We start from the raw sequence: 19,154 nt of genomic DNA on the forward strand, positions 1-19,154 counted from the left end.
CCGTCCAGCGGGCGGGTGGATCGTCTGCGTCATGGGCACCCGAACCTTGCGGGCGCCGGCCTCGCACCGTCCCGCGCGACTGCTCACCGGCCTCTACGCGCTCGCCACCCTCGTCGCGCTGCTGCTCACCCTGCTGGCCCGACGTCGACCGCACCCGTTCCTCGCCGAGGGCATCTTCGGCCTCCTCAACGTGCCGGTGGCCCCGACCTTCGTGTCGGTGGTCGCCCTCGCCCTGGCCACCCGAGCTCTGCTGGGCCGCAAGCGGATCGGGCTGTGGTTCGTCGCCGTCTTCCAGGTCCTCGGCATCTACGTCGGGTTCGTGGCGCTCGTGCCGGCCGCACGGCTCCCGCGGACCGAGATGTGGGTGAGCCGCGGCGAGCTCGGGCGAGGACTCGACATCGTGTCGACCCTCGTCGCAGTCCTGGCCCTGTGGTGGCTCTGGCGGATCCGTCACGAGTTCACCGGGCGGCTCCAGCGGGGCTCGTGGGGCCTCGCGTTCGCCGCGCTCGCCGTCGGTTCCGCCGTGACGCTGGGGGTGGCCTGGCTGCTCCTCGGCGCCGTCGGCGCTCCCCGCTCCCAGGTCGACCCCCTGCTCGACACCGTGTTCGCCGTCTTCGGGGGCGTGAGCCGCCGCACCCTCGAGCTCGTCCCACCCTGGGTCGTCGACGTCGTGGCGGTCTGCGCCGGCCTGACGATCCTCGCGGCCGTCACCCTCTTCCTCGCCTCGGCCCGCCCACGCAGCCGCTGGTCGCCGGACCGCGAGGTGGCCCTCCGCGGCCTCCTCGCCCGCCACGGGTCCGAGGACTCCCTCGGCTACTTCGCGACGCGCCGCGACAAGGCCTCCGTCTTCTCCCCCGACGGTCGGGCCGCCGTGACCTACCGGGTCGTCGCCGGGGTCTCCCTGGCCAGCGCCGACCCGGTCGGACACCCGGACAGCTGGCAGCCGGCCATCGAGGCATGGCGGGCCGAGGCCCGCGAGTTCGGCTGGGTGCCGGCCGTGCTCGGCGCGAGCGAGCGTGGCGCCCGGGCGTACGCCGCCACCGGGGGAATGCGGGTGCTGCTCCTCGGCGACGAGGCGATCCTCGACCCCGCGCGCTTCGACCTCCGGAGGGCCTCGCTCTCACCGGTCCGGCACGCCGTGGCGCGGGCGGCCCGAGCCGGACTCGAGGTCCGTGTCCGTCGCCAGCGCGAGCTGCGGGCCGACGAGGTCGCCGAGATCACCGACCGCGCCGAGGCGTGGCGCGGGGGCGAGACCGACCGCGGCTTCTCGATGGCCCTCGGGCGCGGCGGTGACGCCGCCGACGGGGACGTCCTGCACGTGACCGCCCACGCCGCCGACGGGTCGCTCGTCGGCGTGCTCTCCCTCGTGCCGTGGGGCCGCACAGGCGTCTCGCTCGACGTCATGCGGCGCTCCCCCGACGCCCCCAACGGCGTCACGGAGCTCATGGTGAGCGAGCTGCTGGCTCACGCCCGCCAGCTGGGCCTGGCACGGGTCTCGCTCAACTTCTGCATGTTCCGCTCCGTGTTCGAGGACGCCGAGCGCCTCGGGTCCCGGTCGCTGACACGCGTGGGTGCGTCGGTCCTCGGCTTCTTCGACCGCGTCTGGCAGCTCGAGCGCCTCTACCGGGCCAACGAGAAGTACGAGCCGGCGTGGCAGCCGCGCTTCCTCTGCTACGACGACGCCGTGTCCCTCCCGCAGGTCGCGCTCGCCGCCGGTGCGGCTGAGGGCTTCGTGCGTCACCCGTCGATCCGCTCCGTGCCCACCGAGCTCGACGCCGAGCACCTCGCGAGGGTGGCCGAGGTCAGCGCACAGGCCGTCGACGTCGAGGCGCTCGGACCGCGCCGGTCCGACCAGTTCCGCCACCGCGCCGCCGCGCTGGACCGGATGCGCGAGGCCGGGATCGAGGCCTACCCGGTCGGCGCGGCGTCCGTCACGACGACACCGATCGCGGCCCTCGGGCCCGACGCCTGGGAGGTCCCCCGTCCCGTGTCCGTCGTAGGACGGGTGCGGGAGGTTCGCGACCACGGCGGCGTCGCCTTCGTCACCCTCGTCGACGGGGAGGCACGGCTCCAGGTGGTCCTCGACGCTGCCCGCCTCGGGCGGACCTGCCTCGACCGGCTCACCTCGTACGTCGACGTCGGCGACCTCGTTCGCGTCGGCGGCACGCCGGGCCGCTCCCGCACCGGCACCCCGAGCCTGCTCGCCGACGACTGGCGGATGGAGGCCAAGTGCCTGCATCCCCTTCCCTTCCGGGCCTTCGAGGACCCGGCCGCCCGGGCGCGCCGGCGCTCGACCGACCTGCTCGTCCACCCGCGCGACGTCGAGCTGCTCCGGCGCCGCTCGGCGGTCGTCGGATCGATCCGGAGGACGCTCGGCGACGCCGGCTTCCTGGAGGTGGAGACCCCGATGCTGCACACGACTCACGGCGGCGCGAGCGCGCGCCCGTTCCGGACGTTCATCAACGCGTACGGCGTCGACCTGTCGCTACGGATCGCGCCCGAGCTGCACCTCAAACGGCTCCTCGTCGCCGGGCTCGGTCCCGTCTTCGAGCTCGGTCGCAACTTCCGCAACGAGGGGGCGGACGCCACCCACAACCCGGAGTTCACCTCGCTCGAGGTCTACCAGCCGCACGCCGACTACACGACGATGCGCCACCTCACCGAGCGACTCGTCCGTGAGGCCGCACGCACCGTCCACGGCCGGGAGGTCATCCCGCTCCCCGTCCCCAGTCCCGGACGCGAGGGGCCCGACGACGACAGCAGGCAGGGTGTCGACCTCGTCGACATCAGCGGCGAGTGGCCGGTGGTGACGGTCCTCGACGCGGTCTCCGACGCGGTCGGACAGCGGGTCACCGTCGACACCGACATCGACGTGCTGCTCGGCCTCGCCGAGGTCCACGGCATCACGGTGCGCCCCGAGATGGGCGCCGGGGCCCTCATCGAGGAGCTCTACGCCGAGCTCGTCGAGCCGGTCACGGTGCTGCCCACCTTCTACACCGACTTCCCCGTCGAGACCTCGCCCCTGACCCGGCCGCACCGGACGGAGCCCGGGCTCGTCGAGCGCTGGGACCTCGTCGTGGCGGGGATGGAGGTCGGCACGGCATACAGCGAGCTGACCGACCCCGTCGACCAGCGGGCGCGGCTCACCGAGCAGTCGCTCAAGGCGGCCGCAGGAGACCCGGAGGCGATGGAGGTCGACGAGGACTTCCTCCACGCCCTCGAGCTGGGGATGCCACCCAGCGGAGGCCTCGGGATCGGTGTCGACCGGCTCGTCATGCTGCTGACCCACAGCTCGATCCGCTCGGTGCTGACCTTCCCGTTCGTGCGTCCGATGAGCACGCGCCGGGCCGACCGCGAGACGAGCCCCGCATGGAGCTGACCGATCCCGGCCCCATCGTCCTGCTCTCCGGGCTCGCGCTCGTCGTCTTCGGACTGGTCGTCGCCGGCCTGCCCCGGTGGGGCTCGGGCATCGCGCGCGGCGTCGTCCGAGGCGTGCAGGTCGTGCTGCTCAACGTCCTCGTCCTCGCTCTCGCAGGCGCCGCGCTGAACGACCAGTACCTCTTCTACTCCAGCTGGGGCGACCTCTTCGGCTCCCGCTCGACGTCGGTCCAGGTGCACCACGGCGGGACGAGCCCCGAGGTCGTCACGGCCGCCGTGGCCGGTCCCGGCCTCCGCGGCGTCACGACCCCGGCCGTGCTGCCGCCCCTACCGCAGCCGGGCTCGCGGCTGCAGACCTACACGGTCGTCGACACTCGGTCGGACGCCGAGGGCCAGGTCTACGTCCACCTGCCCGTCGGCTACGACCCGAGGTCCTCGCGCACCTATCCGGTGATCCTCGGCCTGCACGGCTTCCCGAGCGGGCCGAAGGGCTTCCTCAAGCTCGACTTCCTCAGCTCCGTCGACGCCCTCACCGCCGAGCACCGGCTGGCCCCCTCGATCGTCGTCGTCCCTCGCATCGACACCCCGGCGAGCCTCGACACCGAGTGCGTCAACGGCGGGGTCGGACAGCCGCAGACGGACACGTGGCTCGCGCACGACATCCCGGCGTGGACCGCGCACCACTTCCGGGTCAGGCTGGCTCGGACGTCGTGGGCCACGCTCGGCTACTCCTACGGCGCCTGGTGCGCGGCGTCGCTGTCGATGCGCCACCCCGACGTCTTCGGCGCCGCGGTCGTGCTCCTCGGCTACTTCCGTCCCGACTTCAGCGCCGCCTACGACCCGCTGACGACGGCGACCCAGCGCGGCTACGACCTCGTCACGATGGCGCACGCCGCGCCGCCGCCCGTGGCGATGTGGGTCCTCACGTCTCGCGAGGACCCGTTGTCCTACCCCACGACGTCGAAGTTCCTCAGCGTCGCCCGGAGCCCGCTCGACGTGACGGGCACGGTCCTCGCCCACGGTGGCCACCGGGACTCGGTGTTCACTCCCTACGTCCCGGCCGCCCTCGCGTGGCTGGCCCAGACCCTGCCGGGCTTCCGTGCCTGAGGTCAGGGGACGTATGCCGTCGGGCCGGGACGCTGACGGGCCGCCGGGACGCCGTCGGCGGCGGGGGCGAGGGCGCAGGGTGCGCGCGCGACCTCGCCACCTCGTCGCGGCGCTGCTCGGCCTGGCCGTCCTCGCCGCCCTCGGCCTGAGCGGCGTGGTGCCCGGGCTCGGACCATCGACCCTGCTGGGCGGTTCCGGCGCGGCGCCGGCGACGTCTGCCACGACGGTGGCCCCGGCTCCCGTGACGCCGTCGGCCTCCGAGACGACGCCGTCCGGACCGCTGACGCTCGTGGGACTCGGGGACTCCGTGCCATCGGCCGAGACGTGCGGCTGCACCGGCTACGTCGAACAGGTCGGTCAGCGGCTCGGCGCGCTGACCCACCGGAGCTGGGTGGTGCACAACGACGCGAACGGCGGCTGGACCACGGCGGACGTCGAGGACGACCTCGGCTCCTCGTCCACCCGCGACCACCTCGCGAACGCCGACCTCGTCCTCGTCGAGGTGGGGGCCAACGACTTCGACCTCGACCGGGTCGACGACCAGGGCTGCTTCCCGGCCGCCGGGTCGGACTGCTGGACCGCCACGATCGCCGGCCTGCGCGACGGCCTGACCCGGATCATCGCGGCGATCCGTCGCGTCGACCACCGTCCGGACCTGCGCATCGCCCTGCTCGGCTACTGGAACGTCACCGTCGACGGCTCGGTCGGCCGGGCTCTCGGCGAGGACTTCGTGCTCGGCAGCGACGAGCTCACCCGCCTGGTCAACGACACGGTCCACCAGGTGGCTGCCACGACGGGCGCGGTCTACGTGGACGCGTACAGCCCGCTCAAGGGCACCGCGGGCAGCCGGGACCCGACGGGTGACCTCCTCGACGACGGTGACCACCCGAACGCGAGCGGCCACACCCTCCTGTCGACCGCCGTCGTCAACGAGCTCGCCACGGCGGGGGCGGTCGCGGCCTGGCGTGGGGCGTCCTGAGGGGTCGCCGGGCACGCGCCCGGACCGACAGGATCCTGCCTCATACCCACTCCGTCGAGATCCCGACAGCCGCAATCACGCCGGTCCGCGGGGCGTTGACGGCGCGCCCTCGGGTGCGGTTGCGTGGGGAGGCATGACCGTCATCGGCTTCCACTGCTCGCACGAGCAGATCGACCCCGCCCAGCTGCTCCGGGACGTCCGCTCGGCGCAGGACGCCGGCTTCACCGCGGCCATGTCGTCCGACCACATCTCGCCGTGGAGCAGCCGCCAGGGCGAGTCCGGGTACGCGTGGAGCTGGCTCGGCGCGGCCCTCGCCACGACCTCCCTGCCGTTCGGCGTCGTCACGGCTCCGGGGCAGCGCTACCACCCCGCCGTCACCGCCCAGTCCATCGCGACGCTCGGGCAGATGTTCCCCGGACGCTTCTGGGCCGCGCTGGGGTCGGGCGAGGCCTCGAACGAACGGGTGACCGGTGCCGTGTGGCCGCGCAAGGAGGTCCGGGACGCGCGCCTCGTCGAGTGCGTCGACGTGATCCGACGGCTCCTCGCCGGAGAGGAGGTCAGCCACGACGGGCTCGTCGCGGTCAACCGGGCGCGACTCTGGACGCTGCCGGATCCCGTTCCCGACCTCGTCGGCCCGGCGGTGACCGCAGAGACTGCCGCGCGTCACGCCGGTTGGGCCGACGGCCTCATCACGGTGAACCAGCCACCCGAGACGCTGCGCAGGGTCCTGGCGGCCTACCGCGACGCCGGCGGACGCGGTCCCGCCCGCCTGCAGGTGCACGTGAGCTGGGCCGCCACGGAGGAGGAGGCACTGCACGTCGCCCACGACCAGTGGCGCAGCAACGTGCTCGGCCCGCCCGTCGCCTGGGACACCGAGACGGTCGAGGCCTTCGACCTCATCGGAGAGACGGTCTCGCCGGACCAGGTCCGGGGCTCGGTCCTCGTCTCGGCCGACCTCGACCGACACGCACAGTGGCTCCAGGACTTCGCCGACATGGGCTGGGACGAGCTCTACGTGCACTTCGTCGGCCAGCACTAGGCACCCTTCGTCGACGCGTTCGGCACCTCCGTGCTGCCTCAGCTGTCGGTGACCAGCCCCGCGGCGCAAGGTTCCTCGCGCCAGGACGCACGGGAGACGGATCGATGAGGATGAGCGACACGGGCGACGTGTGGTGGAAGAACGCCGTCCTCTACTGCGCCGACATCGAGACGTTCCAGGACTCCGACGGCGACGGCGTGGGCGACCTGCGCGGGATGACCGACCGCATCGAGTACCTCGCCGACCTCGGGGTGACCTGCCTCTGGCTGATGCCCTTCTACCCGACCGCCCGCAAGGACGACGGCTACGACATCACCGACTTCTTCGGCGTCGACCCCCGGCTCGGCACCCTGGGCGACTTCGTCGAGCTCGTGCGCACCGCGCGCGCCCACGGCATCCGGATCATCGTCGACTTCGTCATGAACCACACCTCCGACCAGCACCCCTGGTTCAAGTCCGCCCGACGCAGCCGCGAGGACCCGTACCGCGACTACTACGTGTGGAGCCGGACGAAGCCGCGGTCGAGCGCGAAGGACGTCGTCTTCCCGGACGAGGAGGACAGCATCTGGGAGCGGGACGATCGGACGGGCGACTACTACCTGCATCACTTCTACAAGCACCAGCCGGACCTCAACGTCGCGAATCCGGCTGTCCAGGAGGAGATCTCAAGGACCCTCGGCTTCTGGCTCGCGCTCGGTGTGTCCGGGTTCCGGGTCGATGCCGTGCCGTTCCTCTTCGCCCGTGACGGCGTGCCCGGCGTCGACGACGCCGACGCCTTCAACCCCGACCGCTACCTCGGTGACGTCCGGTCCTTCGTGACCCGGCGAGTGGGCGACGCCGTGCTCCTCGGCGAGGTCAACCTGCCCTACCCGGAGCAGCGACGGTTCTTCGGCGGCGACGACGGGGACGGGCTCAACATGCAGTTCGACTTCATCGGGATGCAGCGCTTCTACCTCTCCCTGGCCCGCGGCGACGCCGGCCCGCTCGCCGCTGCCCTGCGTGAGAGGCCCCCGCTCGACGTCACGAGCCAGTGGGCCAGCTTCGTGCGCAACCACGACGAGCTGACGCTCGACAAGCTCACGAAGAAGGAGCGGCACGAGGTCTTCGACGCCTTCGGGCCCGACCCTGACATGCAGCTCTACGACCGCGGTCTGCGGCGCCGCCTCCCGCCCATGGTCAGCGGTGACGAGCGGAGGGTGCGGCTCGCGTACTCCCTGATGTTCTCCCTGCCCGGCACGCCGGTGCTCTTCTACGGCGAGGAGATCGGCATGGGCGAGAACCTCGACGTGCCGGGCCGCCTCGCGGTGCGCACCCCCATGCAGTGGACGTCCGCACCGAGCGGCGGCTTCTCGACCGCCACCCCACGCCGTCTCACCCGACCCATGCCCGACGGGGTCTGGGGACCGGAGCACGTCAACGTCGCCGACCAGCGCCGGGACCCCGGCTCGCTGTGGTGGTTCGTACGGAGCCTGGCGCGTCGCTACCGACAGCTGCCCGAGAGCGGGTGGGCGACCGTCGAGGTGCTCGACCACCCGGTGGCGTCGGTCCTGGCCCACGTCAGCCGCTGCGAGGACTGGGCCATGCTCGCCGTGCACAACCTCGGCGAGGAGGGGGTCGTCGTGCCCCTCACCGTGGCCGACCTGCCCGCCGGCGCCCGGCTCGTCGACGTGCTCGGTGGCCGACCCGACCTGGCCGCCACCGCCTCGGGGCGGCTCGATGTCGACCTCGAGCCGTACGGCTACAGGTGGCTGCTCGTCGTCCGCGACGGAGAGGACCCGCTCCTCTGAGGAGGGCGTCCCGCGAGCCCGTCAGTGGTGACGCAGAGCTGAGATGAGCTGCGACTTGTTCATGCTCGACCGACCTTCGACACCCACCTCACGGGCGCGTTTCATCAGCTGGTCCTTCGTCATGTCCTCGTAGTCGCCGGCCCGGCCACCCTTGCGGCTGACGGCGGAGCGAGAGCTCGCGGCCGCCGCGTTCGCGACGCGGGCAGCCTTCTCCTTGCTCGCCCCGTCGTCGCGGAGCGACTCGTAGAGGTGCTGGTCCTTCACCGAGGGTCCGGGTGTCCTGCGTGGCATGGTGCCTCCTTCTGCGGGTTCCTCACCTCTGGCCTACCCACCTCCCGGCGCTCCCACACGTCGCGGCCTCAACCCCTGTTGCGTCGTGCCGCGCGGTCCCCGAGTGCTGTCAGCCGGTCTACGACGCCAGAGCCGAGCCGACGTCGCGCCTCGGCACCGTCAACGGTGCGGGCACCCGCGCGCGCCGGCGCCCTCGGCAGGAGACGACCCATCTGACCCAGCACGCGGGTCGTCGTCCCCGGCGCGAGACCTCGCACCCGGATCCCGAGCCAGGCCAAGGGCGTCAGCACCACCATCGGACTCCCGGCCACCACCGCGTCGACGATGCGGCGGGCGGCACGGTCGGCGTCGATCGAGAGCAGCGGGAGCGAGGCCGCGGGGGCGAACCACGCGTACTCGGCGGCTGGGTCTCCGCCGAATCGCGCGTGCAGGTGGCCGCCCGTGCGCATCAGGCCGGGCACGATCGTCGTGGCCGTCACGCCGGTACCACTCAGCGCCGCGGCAAGGCCGTCCGAGAAGCCGACCGCCGCGAACTTCGCCGTTGCGTAGGGCAGCAGGTGCGGCGGCGAGACCATCCCGCCGACCGAGGTGACCGTCCCGATGTGGCCGCGGCCGCGCCGGCGCATGTGCGGCAGGACCGTCAGGGCGGCATGGATCGGTCCCCACGCCATCGTGTCCATCGCGTCCTCGAACTCGTGCAGGGCCAACGACTCGAGCGGTGCGGTCTGGATGACGCCCGCCACGGTGACGAGCACCTCGATGGGTCCGACCGAGTGCTCCACGCGGCCGACCAGCTCTCCCACATCGTGCCGGTCGCGCACGTCACAGCGCTCCGCCGTGACCGGTCCGTACTTGCCCAGAGCCTGGGCGGCAGCCTCGACCTCCGCCTCGTCGCGGGCCGCCACGACGACCCGATGACCCCGCGTCAGCAACTCCTTCGCGACGAGGAAGCCCAACCCGCGCGAGGCACCGATGACGACGGCGACGGGTTGGTCGCGGTCGGTGTCGTCGGTCTGGCTCATGCTCGCCTCCTGACGTGTGTGACCTGCTCGCTGCCCACGCGGGTTTCCGGTGGGCCACCGTGGGTAGGTCCGCTCCATGAAGGCTCTGACCTGGCACGGCATCGAGGACGTTCGTGTGACCGACGTACCCGAGCCCGTCATCGCCCACACCACCGACGCCGTCGTGCGGGTCACCTCGACCGCCATCTGCGGCTCCGACCTGCACCTCTACCGGGTGCTCGCGCCGTACCTGGAGCCTGGCGACGTGCTGGGGCACGAGTTCATGGGCATCGTCGAGGAGGTCGGTCCGGGGGTCGCCACCCTCGCCGTCGGCGACCGCGTCGTCGTCCCGTTCAACATCTCGTGCGGTCGCTGCTGGATGTGCCAGCGTGGTCTGTTCGCCCAGTGCGAGACGACGCAGAACACCGACTCCGGCAAGGGCGCCAGCCTCTTCGGCTACACGAGTCTCTACGGTTCGGTCCCCGGCGGCCAGGCGGAGAGGGTCCTGGTGCCGCACGCCGACTTCGGTCCCATCGTCATCCCCCACGAGATGCCCGACGAGCGCTTCCTCTACCTCTCAGACATCCTGCCCACCGCGTGGCAGGCCGTGGAGTACGCCGACGTCAACGGCAACGACACGCTGGCCGTGCTGGGGCTGGGCCCGGTGGGCCAGCTCGCCGTGAGGTCGGCACTGCACCGCGGCGTCGGACGGGTCGTCGGCGTCGACCTCGTGCCCGATCGCCTCGAGAAGGCCCAGGCCAGCGGCGCCGAGGTCATCGATGCGTCCGACACCGATGTGGCGCAGGCCCTCAAGGACCTGACCGACGGTCGAGGGCCGGACGCAGTCATCGATGCCGTCGGCATGGAGGCCCACGGGAACCCGTTCTCGGAGAAGCTCATCGCCGGCGCCAGCCGCTTGCCCAAGCCCATCGCCAGGGGTGCGATCGAGAGCTTCGGCATCGACCGGCTCGCGGCCCTGCACACCGCGGTCGCAGCGGTGCGCCGTGGCGGCACCCTGTCCATCAGCGGCGTCTACGGGGGCATGGCCGACCCGATGCCGATGATGGAGCTCTTCGACAAGGGCCTGACCATCCGGATGGGCCAGTGCCACGTCCGCCGCTGGAGCGACGAGCTGCTCGACATCGTCCGGGCCGACGACGACGTCCTGGGACTCGAGAGCCTGGCGACGCACCACGGCAGCCTCGCGGACGCGCCGGACCTCTACCGCATCTTCCAGGAGAAGCAGGACGAGTGCCTCAAGGTCGTCCTGCACCCCTGAGCCGATGGGCTCACCGGCTTCCGCCACCGCGCCACAGAACACCCGACAAGGAGACCCATCCATGAGCGTGACGAGCTTCCAGGACCTTCCCCTCGCGGACCGCGACCGGGAGTGGGACGGCGACGCCGCCGAGAAGCGGGTGCGGGCGTGGGCCGGCGCCGAGGACGAACCGAACGAGAAGTACCGCGACGCGCACGTCTGGTACGACGCGGAGAGCAAGGCGAACTTCACGGCCTACAAGCTTCTCGTCGCCGACGTGGTCGATGGCCGACTCAAGGCCGTCCCGCGCGGAGTCATGGCCGCTGCCGCGGTCATGCAGGGCTCACGCGGCGGGGTCGACCTGCCGGCCAAGGACCGCGACCGGGTCCGCAGCCACCTCGCGAAGTACTACGCGAAGATGGGCGAGGAGGCTCCCTGGGAACGGGACGGCTGACCGCTGAGCCCGCCGGGCTCAGAAGACGGCTCCGCCACCCGTCACCCCGAGCACGGTGCCGGACACGTAGCTGGCCTCCGTCGGGGACGCGAGGAAGACGTATGCCGGAGCGACCTCACCCGGCTGACCGGCGCGTCCCAGCGGCGTGTCGGCACCGAACGTCTCGATCTTCCTGCTGTCCCGCGTCGCGGGCTGCAAGGGCGTCCAGATCGGTCCGGGCGCCACGGCATTCACCCGAATCCCCTTGGGGCCGAGGGACGCCGCGAGATTGACGGTGAGATTGTTGAGCGCTGCCTTGGTGGCTGCGTAGTCGAGCAGTGCGGGCGACGGGTCGTAGGCCTGGATGGACGTCGTGTTGATGATCGACGAGCCGGGACGAAGGTGCGGCAGTGCTGCCTGGCACAGCCAGATCACCGCGTAGAGGTTGGTGCGCATCACCCGCTCGACGTGCTCCGGCTGGAGCCCCTCGAGCCCCTCGGGTCCCCGGTCCCAGTGGTAGCCGGCGTTGTTGACGAGGATGTCGAGGCCCCCGAGCCCACGGACCGCGTCGGCGACCGCCCGCATGCAGGCCTGGCGCTCGACGAGGTCTCCCGGCACGAGGACGCCCGTGCGGCCGGCCTCCTCGATCCAGCGCAGGGTGTCCTCGGCGTCGGACTGCTCTGCGGGCAGGTAGCTGATCGCGACGTCGGCACCCTCACGGGCGTACGCGATCGCGATGGCCCGGCCGATGCCGGAGTCCCCACCGGTGATGAGCGCGCGTCTGCCCTCGAGACGGCCATGGCCGACGTAGGTCTCCTCCCCGTGGTCCGGAACCGGGTGCATCTCGCTCGTCAGCCCGGGCGGTTCCTGCTGCTGGGCGGGAAATCCGCCCTGGTCGTCGTGGCGCACCATGCTCTCGGCGCGGTCGGCGATCTCGGACACGGTCGGTGCCTTTCCTTCGGGTTCGCTGCTCCCCTCCTCCTACCCACCGCGGGTCCGGCGACGCGCTCCGGGACGCTCGACGTCACGAGCGGGTGCGCGATCCGAACCGACGCAGACCCGACGCGTCCGCGGGGACCCGTTGCGCGAAGGGGCTGCTGCGTGGCACTGTCGAGTCGTCTGAGCGGTCCAATCACAGCGCCGACTCCGTCACCGGAACCCGGAGATGAGTCATGTCGCAGCACCTTCAGCCTCCCCGACTGTCGTTCGCCGAGCGTGACGCCGAGACGTCCGAGCTCTTCCGCCGCCTCGCCGCCGCCCGCACACCGGAAGCCTCCGAGCCGATCGTCGAGGAGATCGTCCACCTCTACCTCGACCTCTGCGCCTCCATGGCCGGACGCTACGACGGACGGGGCGTCGAGCACGACGACCTCGTCCAGGTCGCCCGGCTGGCCCTCGTCAAGGCCGTCCGCCGCTACGAGCCCGGCCACGCCCCGTCGTTCGCCGCCTACGCCGTGCCCACCATCTCGGGCGAGCTGAAGCGCTGGTTCCGCGACCGCGGCTGGGTCGTGCGGCCACCTCGACGCCTCCAGGAGCTGCGCGCCAACCTGCAGTCCGTTCGAGGCCGTCTCGAGCAGGAGCTCGGCGCCACCCCCACGGACGCCGAGCTGGCCCAGGCCGTCGGCGCGACGGTGGAGGAGGTCCGCGAGGTGGCCACGGCAGCCACCGGCTTCCGTCCGCTGTCGCTGGACTGCAGCCCGTCGGACGAGGAGCGCCCCGGCCTCGCGGCCTTCCTCGCCGCGGACGACGACGACCTCGCCGGGGCGGACGACCGCGTCTGCCTCGCCGATGCGCTGACCGAGCTCGACGACGACGAGCGCGAGCTGCTGCTCATGCGCTACGTCGAGGGCATGACCCAGCGCGAGATCGGTGAGGCGCGAGGGGTGAGCCAGATGCAGGTGTCCCGGACACTGCGGCGGATCACCGTCCGGCTCCACGACCAGCTCGCCGAGCAGGTCGCGCCCACCCCGTCCGCCGAGGCCGCCACGGAGATGGGCACCGCCTCCTGAGTCACCGGCGGAGACGGCAGGGGCTGCCGACGCCGTCAGTCCGCAGTGGTCGCCCGCCGGGGTCGGTCACCCGTGATCGCGGGCAACGCACCGGTGTCGGTCACCTCGAGCGCCACGTCGTGCAGCTTGCGGTTCGAGTTCTGGCTCGCCATCCGCAGCAGCCCGAACGCCTGGTCGCGCGTCACGTGGTGCCGGGTCATGAGCACCCCCATCGCGACGCCGATCTCGCGGTTCGACAGCAGCGCCCGCTGGAGGTTCTCGACCTGCTCCTGGTGGGCCGAGAGCGCCGCGGCCAGGGCGCCGTGCGTCGCCAGCATCAGGCCGACGAGCTCTGACTGCTCGGTGAAGCCGCCGACCTCGTCGGAGTAGATGTTGAGCCCGTCGATGCCGTCACCGACCTCGTGACCCAGGCGGTACGAGAGCATGCTGCGCATCCCGAGCTCGCGCGACACTCTCTCACCGAACTCCGGCCACCGGCCGTCGCGCCGCAGGTCCCGCGGGCGGTAGAGGGTGTCGTCGATGATGGCGTCGAGGCACGGCCCCGACCCCACGGCATACTGGATCGCGTCGGCCCGGCGGGCCAGGTCGTCCGTCGCCGCGACCGTCCGGAAGCGGCCGTGCTGGTAGCTCGTGATGCTGGCCCACTTGGCTCCCGGCACCCGCTCGACCGCGATCCGGGCGACCGCGTCGAGCGTGTCGGCCGGCCCCAGGGAGCCGAGCTCGGAGCCGAGCTTCGCGAACGTCTCGGCGATCTCGCGCACGACGTCGTCGGCCTGCTGGTCCACGCTCACGGGTCCACCCCACCTTCGATCCGTGCCGAATGGACCGGTACGCGGCGGGCGAGGGGTCCACGGTCGGTGCTGCTGGTCGTCGGGCACCCTTGCGGGCGCCAGGAGGACAGCGTCCCACGGCTGAGGGACCGCCGAGGGCCGGTCCGCGCGAGACGTGTCCCGGTCGCGGCGATCGGAGGGCGACCGTCGCGGGTAGGTCATCAGGAGGCCCACCCGAGGAGCAGCTCCCGCATGTCGTCATGTCGATCAACCTGATCTATCTCATCGCCGGTGTGGCGATGTTCCTCGCGGCCGTCCTCCCGGCCGTCCTCGACCGGTATGCCGTGTCGGCCGCGATGGTGCTCCTCCTCCTCGGCATGGGCATCGGCCTGCTGCCGCTGCCCGAGGGGATGCGCCTCGACCCGGTCGTCATCCGCCCGCAGGTCGAGCGCGTCACCGAGTTCACCATCCTCGTCGCGCTCATGGGCGTCGGTCTCGCGATCGACCGCTCGTTCGACTGGCGCAGCCGCTCCGCCTGGGCCTCGTGGTCGCCGACGTGGCGGCTGCTCGCCATCGCCATGCCCCTGACGATCGCGTCGGTGGCCCTGCTCGGGTGGGGTCTCGGCGTCGCGCCGGCGGCTGCCCTGCTGCTCGGCGCCGCCCTCGCACCGACCGACCCGGTGCTCGCCAGCGACGTCCAGGTGGAGGGTCCGCGGGTCGACGGCTCGGGCCACGCGGGCGAGGCCGGTGACGACGGCGCCGACGACGGAGAGGCCCTCGGCGAGCCGGTCGACGAGCAGGACGACGTCCGCTTCGCGCTGACGTCCGAGGCCGGTCTCAACGACGGGCTCGCGTTCCCCTTCGTCACGGCCGCGGTGCTCCTCGCGTCGGCCGGGAGCTTCTCGTCGTGGGGCCTGCACTGGCTGGCCTGGGACCTCGTCGGCAAGGTCGTCGTCGGCGTGCTCGTCGGCGTGGCCGTCGGGTGGGGCCTGGCCAGGATCGCCTTCCGGTCGCCGCGCCGGTCGCTGCGACTCGCCGAGCAGGGCGAACCCCTGCTCGCCCTCGCGGCGCTCGTCATGACCTACGGCCTGAGCCAGCTCGTCGGCGGCTACGGCTTCCTCTCGGTCTTCGCGTGCGGCATGACCCTGCGGGCGGCCGAGCGCAACCACCGCTACCACCGCTCGATGCACGAGGTCGTCCAGCGGCTCGAGCGTCTGCTAACCCTGATCATCCTGCTCATGCTCGGCATGGCGATGACCAAGGGCGTGCTCGGCGAGCTCGACTGGCGCGGCGTCATCATCGCCGTCGCCCTCGTCTTCGTCGTCCGCCCGCTGTCCGGATGGGCGAGCCTGCGGCTGCGTGCGCGCCCGGCCGACCTCCCGGGCGGACTCGGACGCCGCGAGACGCTGGCGACGGCGTTCTTCGGGGTTCGCGGCATCGGCTCGCTCTACTACCTCGCCTTCGCTGCGGGTGAGCACGCCTTCGCCGACGAGCGGTGGCTGTGGTCGACCGTCGCCTTCACCATCCTGCTGTCGGTCATGGTCCACGGCACGCTCGCCACCCCTGTCATGCGCTACCTCGAGCGCCGGCGGGAGCGCGCCGGGGCGCCCGGCCCGGCCTGACGGCATACGCCCACGGGTCGGGCGAAACCACCCCATACCGCGCACGATCCGCCGGATCCGTGTGGCCGGGCCGCCACTCGGGTATGGGCCTGCGTGGAGGCTCCAGCCCAGCGGCCCCCCGAACCCGCGCCGGCGCCCCCTCCATCGGTGCGTCGGGCGGCGTGCACCGAGAGGCAAACCGGTTTGAGCCCCGTCATCGCATCCGTCCCCGCAGGCCACGTCTACGTCCGTCACCTCGCTCCTCCTGACGGCGACACGACGGTGACGCGGCTGCCCGACCCCCGTCCCCGCGCCGACGTGCCCGACGCCCAGTGGTGGCCGCCGCGGATGCTCGAGCCCGGCTGGGTCGACGCCCACGCCGCCGACTTCGACGTCATGCACGTGCACTTCGGCTTCGACGCCGTGTCACCCGACGACCTCACCCGGGTCGCCTCGAGCCTGCGCCGCCACGGAAAGCCCCTCGTGCTGACCGTGCACGACCTGCGCAACCCGCACCACCACGAGCGCGAGCTGCACGACGCACAGCTCGGGGTCCTCGTCGAGGCGGCGGACGCCCTCATCACGCTCACTCCCGGCGCCGCGGCGGAGATCGCCGAGCGGTGGGGACGTGAGGCGCTCGTCGTGCCGCACCCGCACGTCGTCGAGGAGCCGCGCCTGTCCCGGCCCCGGGCGCCGCACCGTGGCTTCGTCATCGGGGTCCACGCCAAGAGCCTGCGCGCGGGCATGGACCCCCTGCCCGTCATCGAGGGCATCGTCGCCACGCTGCCCGAGATGCCCGGCGCCCGGCTGCGCGTCGACGCCCACACCGACGTCATGACGCCGGGCGGCCCTCGGCACGCGACCGACCTCGAGCCCCGGCTCCGGGAGCTCGCAGCGACCGACGGCGTCGACCTGCACGTGCACGACTACTTCAGCGACGACGACCTGTGGGACTACCTCCAGTCCCTCGACGTGTCGGTGCTGCCCTACCGCTTCGGCACGCACTCGGGGTGGCTCGAGGCGTGTCACGACCTCGGGACGACGGTCGTCGCCCCGGACTGCGGCCACTACGCCGACCAGCGTCCGTGCCTCCTCTACGGCGCGCCGGGATCCCTGGCGGCCGCGGCCCCGACGCTCCGGGACGCCCTCCTGAGCGCGTACCACGAGCGCCCCTCGTGGCGGGCCGAGCCGGAGGAGCGCAGGCGCGAGCGCCATGACGTCTCGCGCGCCCACGAGCAGGTGTATGCCGCCGTGCTGGCCGCGGCTGCGGAGCGGGGTGTCGCATGCGCGTCGTGATCCTCGCTGCCGCGAGGCACCCCATCGCGGAGCCGTTCGCCGGTGGCCTGGAGTCGCTGACGTGGCACCTCGTGCGGGGGCTGAGGCGACGCGGTGTCGACGTGTCCTTCTTCGCCGGCCCGGGGAGCGACCCGACGCTGGGGGCGACCGCGCTCGACGTCGAGCCCCTGCGCCTGAGCCACACCGCCCGGAGCGACACGTCGATGGTGCCGGAGGCCTGGCTGCGCGAGCACCACGCGTACCTGCAGGTCATGCTGGCGCTCCAGCGACGTCCGGATGTCGCGGTCGTGCACAACAACAGCCTCCACCACCTGCCCGTCGCGATGGCCGACTCGCTGCCGTCACCCGTGCTCACGACCCTGCACACTCCGCCGACCCCGTGGCTCGAGCCCGCGATCGAGATCGGCTCCCGGTCACGAAACCCCATGCGGCACAGCCATTTCGTCGCCGTGAGCGAGCACACCGCGCGGTCGTGGGCGCATGTCACGCCCGCGCACGTCGTGCACAACGGCGTCGACGTCGACCGGTGGGTCGAAGGACCCGGCGGCGACGACCTCGTCTGGGTGGGACGGCTCGTGCCGGAGAAGGCGCCGCACCGAGCCATCGCCATGGCGCGCGCGGCAGGCCGACGGCTTCGCCTGGCGGGCCCCGTCGGCGACGCGGACTACTTCACCCAGCACGTAGCGGGCGAGCTCGGGGACGACGTCGAGTACGTCGGCCACCTCGGTACCGACGGCCTCGTCGCCCTCGTCGGGGCGAGCGCCGCCATGCTCGTGACGCCGGAGTGGGACGAGCCGTACGGCCTCGTCGCCGCGGAGTCTCTCGCGTGCGGCACGCCGGTCGTGGCCCTCGACCGTGGTGGCCTGCGCGAGTTCGTCGTGCCCGGGGTCGGGGTGCTGCTCCCCCGCGACTGCGACGACGCGGCTGCTGCCGACGCCGTGGCCGCAGCCGTCGACCTCGACCGCGCCGCGTGCCGCGCCCATGCCGTCGTCGCCTGCTCGGTGGACCGCATGGTCGAGAGCTACCTCGGGATCTACGAGTCCCTCAGCGCGATGTCGGGTGCCGCATGATCGGCTGGTACGTCCACCACCAGGGGCTCGGCCACCTGACCCGCCTGCAGGCCGTCGCCGAGCACCTCGGGACACCGGTCACGGGCATCAGCTCCCTGCCGGCCCCCGACGGATGGGCGTCCGAGTGGCTGCAGCTCGACCGCGACGACCGGATGCCTGCCGACGAGGTCGCCCGCGCCGACCCCACGGCGGGTGACGTGCTGCACTGGGTCCCGCGGCACGACGCCGGACTGGCCCGCCGTGCCGCGGCGCTGACCGAGTGGGTCACGCGGACACGGCCCTCGCTCGTCGTCGTCGACGTGTCGGTGGAGGTCGCGACGCTCGTCCGGCTGTGCGGGGTACCCGTGGTCGTGCTGGCGATGCCCGGAGAGCGCACCGACCGGCCCCACGTCCTCGCCTACGATCTGGCCGATGCCCTGCTCGCCCCGTGGCCCGAGGCAGCCCATGCGACCGGCTGGCCCGCGTCGTGGCGCGACAAGCTGTGGGCGGTCGGGGGGATCTCGCGATTCGACGACCGGGTCCCGGCGCGTCGACGCACGTCCCTCGGCTCGTCCGCGGGCGGCATCGAGGCGTTGGCGGACGGACCCGAAGCCGGGCCGGAGCCCGAGGAGGCCTCGTCGCGACGGGTCCTCGTCCTCTGGGGCGGCGGCGGTCGGTCGACGTCCGCCGTCGAGGTGGCCGCGGCGCGGGCCGCGACGCCGGGCTGGGAGTGGGTCGAGCGCGGACCCGACTCGCCGTCGCCCGACCTGTGGGCCGACCTCGAGTCCGCCGACGTCGTCGTCACGCACGGCGGCCAGAACGCCGTCGCCGAGGTCGCGGCGGCGCGACGTCCCGCCATCGTCGTGGCCCAGCCGCGGCCCTTCGACGAGCAGGTGGCGACGGCCGCCGCCGTCGACCGGCTCGGGGCCGCGGTCGGCGTCCCCGCCTGGCCGCTCGCCACGGCGTGGCCCGGGCTGCTCGAGCAGGCTCTCGACCGTGGCGGGGAGGGCTGGCGCCGGTGGTCCACCGGCAACGGGGCGGCCTCCGCGGCAGCGAGGCTGGACGAGCTCGCCGCCCGCCACGACCGCCTCCACCGCCTCCACCGCACCGGCGACGACATCCGCACGGCGTCGTGACCCCCGCCGACTCGCCGGCA

Annotated in this window: 16 protein-coding genes; 12 read left to right on the forward strand and 4 right to left on the reverse strand. The window is 72.8% G+C overall.

Translation table 11 applies throughout. From position 1 onward, the window contains the following. The first annotated feature begins 31 nt into the window (after positions 1 to 31). The 5 genes from lysX (at position 32) to H283_RS0109680 (ending at position 8,290) form a co-directional block, all read left to right on the forward strand. The gene (gene lysX, locus H283_RS0109660; protein ID WP_020143315.1) at positions 32 to 3,379 is read left to right on the forward strand and encodes a bifunctional lysylphosphatidylglycerol synthetase/lysine--tRNA ligase LysX; all 3,348 of its coding nucleotides are present in this window, start codon (positions 32 to 34) and stop codon (positions 3,377 to 3,379) included. After that, the gene (locus H283_RS0109665) at positions 3,370 to 4,485 is read left to right on the forward strand and encodes an esterase family protein (protein ID WP_020143316.1); all 1,116 of its coding nucleotides are present in this window, start codon (positions 3,370 to 3,372) and stop codon (positions 4,483 to 4,485) included. The genes lysX and H283_RS0109665 overlap by 10 nt, the downstream gene beginning before the upstream one ends. A 79-nt stretch (positions 4,486 to 4,564) precedes the next feature. Next, a complete protein-coding gene (locus H283_RS0109670) occupies positions 4,565 to 5,464 on the forward strand; it encodes an SGNH/GDSL hydrolase family protein (RefSeq protein WP_020143317.1) in 900 nt (299 codons plus the stop codon). A 133-nt stretch (positions 5,465 to 5,597) separates the two neighbouring features. Beyond that, positions 5,598 to 6,503, forward strand: a complete 906-nt coding sequence (locus H283_RS24595) for a TIGR03885 family FMN-dependent LLM class oxidoreductase (protein WP_020143318.1) — start codon at positions 5,598 to 5,600, stop codon at positions 6,501 to 6,503. Between the two features lie 104 nt (positions 6,504 to 6,607). After that, the gene (locus tag H283_RS0109680) at positions 6,608 to 8,290 is read left to right on the forward strand and encodes an alpha-amylase family protein (protein ID WP_028785472.1); all 1,683 of its coding nucleotides are present in this window, start codon (positions 6,608 to 6,610) and stop codon (positions 8,288 to 8,290) included. A 21-nt stretch (positions 8,291 to 8,311) separates the two neighbouring features. Here H283_RS0109680 and H283_RS0109685 read toward each other — a convergent pair whose 3' ends face one another. After that, the gene (locus H283_RS0109685; RefSeq protein WP_028785473.1) at positions 8,312 to 8,581 is read right to left on the reverse strand and encodes a Rho termination factor N-terminal domain-containing protein; all 270 of its coding nucleotides are present in this window, start codon (positions 8,579 to 8,581) and stop codon (positions 8,312 to 8,314) included. A gap of 68 nt (positions 8,582 to 8,649) precedes the next feature. Then, entirely contained in the window at positions 8,650 to 9,603 is a 954-nt protein-coding gene (locus H283_RS0109690; RefSeq protein WP_020143321.1) for an SDR family oxidoreductase, read from the reverse strand. A gap of 76 nt (positions 9,604 to 9,679) precedes the next feature. On the opposite strand from H283_RS0109690, the gene H283_RS0109695 reads away from it, so the two are divergent. Next, a complete protein-coding gene (locus H283_RS0109695; protein ID WP_020143322.1) occupies positions 9,680 to 10,861 on the forward strand; it encodes a zinc-dependent alcohol dehydrogenase in 1,182 nt (393 codons plus the stop codon). Positions 10,862 to 10,922: 61 nt separating this feature from the next. Next, positions 10,923 to 11,294: a hypothetical protein gene (locus tag H283_RS0109700; RefSeq protein WP_020143323.1), complete on the forward strand. Its 372-nt coding sequence runs from the start codon at positions 10,923 to 10,925 to the stop codon at positions 11,292 to 11,294. A gap of 18 nt (positions 11,295 to 11,312) precedes the next feature. Here H283_RS0109700 and H283_RS0109705 read toward each other — a convergent pair whose 3' ends face one another. Further along, complete coding sequence (locus tag H283_RS0109705) at positions 11,313 to 12,185, reverse strand: SDR family oxidoreductase (RefSeq protein ID WP_051103604.1); 873 nt, start codon at positions 12,183 to 12,185, stop codon at positions 11,313 to 11,315. A 260-nt stretch (positions 12,186 to 12,445) separates the two neighbouring features. On the opposite strand from H283_RS0109705, the gene H283_RS24600 reads away from it, so the two are divergent. Beyond that, positions 12,446 to 13,282, forward strand: coding sequence for a sigma-70 family RNA polymerase sigma factor (locus H283_RS24600; RefSeq protein WP_020143325.1), 837 nt, complete (start codon positions 12,446 to 12,448; stop codon positions 13,280 to 13,282). 35 nt (positions 13,283 to 13,317) lie between these two features. Here H283_RS24600 and H283_RS24605 read toward each other — a convergent pair whose 3' ends face one another. Beyond that, positions 13,318 to 14,073, reverse strand: coding sequence for an ANTAR domain-containing protein (locus tag H283_RS24605; RefSeq protein ID WP_231372252.1), 756 nt, complete (start codon positions 14,071 to 14,073; stop codon positions 13,318 to 13,320). 239 nt (positions 14,074 to 14,312) lie between these two features. Between H283_RS24605 and H283_RS0109720 the strand changes: the two genes are divergently transcribed. The 4 genes from H283_RS0109720 (at position 14,313) to H283_RS24615 (ending at position 19,134) form a co-directional block, all read left to right on the forward strand. Beyond that, positions 14,313 to 15,674 carry a cation:proton antiporter gene (locus H283_RS0109720; RefSeq protein ID WP_020143327.1) on the forward strand — a complete coding sequence of 454 codons (1,362 nt, stop codon included), beginning with the start codon at positions 14,313 to 14,315 and terminating at the stop codon, positions 15,672 to 15,674. 183 nt (positions 15,675 to 15,857) lie between these two features. After that, positions 15,858 to 16,949 (forward strand): glycosyltransferase, encoded by a 1,092-nt coding sequence (locus H283_RS24610; protein ID WP_020143328.1) that lies wholly within the window; start codon positions 15,858 to 15,860, stop codon positions 16,947 to 16,949. Beyond that, a complete protein-coding gene (locus H283_RS0109730) occupies positions 16,937 to 18,019 on the forward strand; it encodes a glycosyltransferase (protein ID WP_020143329.1) in 1,083 nt (360 codons plus the stop codon). The genes H283_RS24610 and H283_RS0109730 overlap by 13 nt, the downstream gene beginning before the upstream one ends. Beyond that, a complete protein-coding gene (locus tag H283_RS24615; protein ID WP_020143330.1) occupies positions 18,016 to 19,134 on the forward strand; it encodes a glycosyltransferase in 1,119 nt (372 codons plus the stop codon). The genes H283_RS0109730 and H283_RS24615 overlap by 4 nt, the downstream gene beginning before the upstream one ends. The last annotated feature ends 20 nt before the right edge of the window (positions 19,135 to 19,154 follow it).

Source organism: Terracoccus sp. 273MFTsu3.1 (assembly GCF_000383675.1).
Taxonomy (GTDB): Bacteria; Actinomycetota; Actinomycetes; order Actinomycetales; family Dermatophilaceae; genus Terrabacter.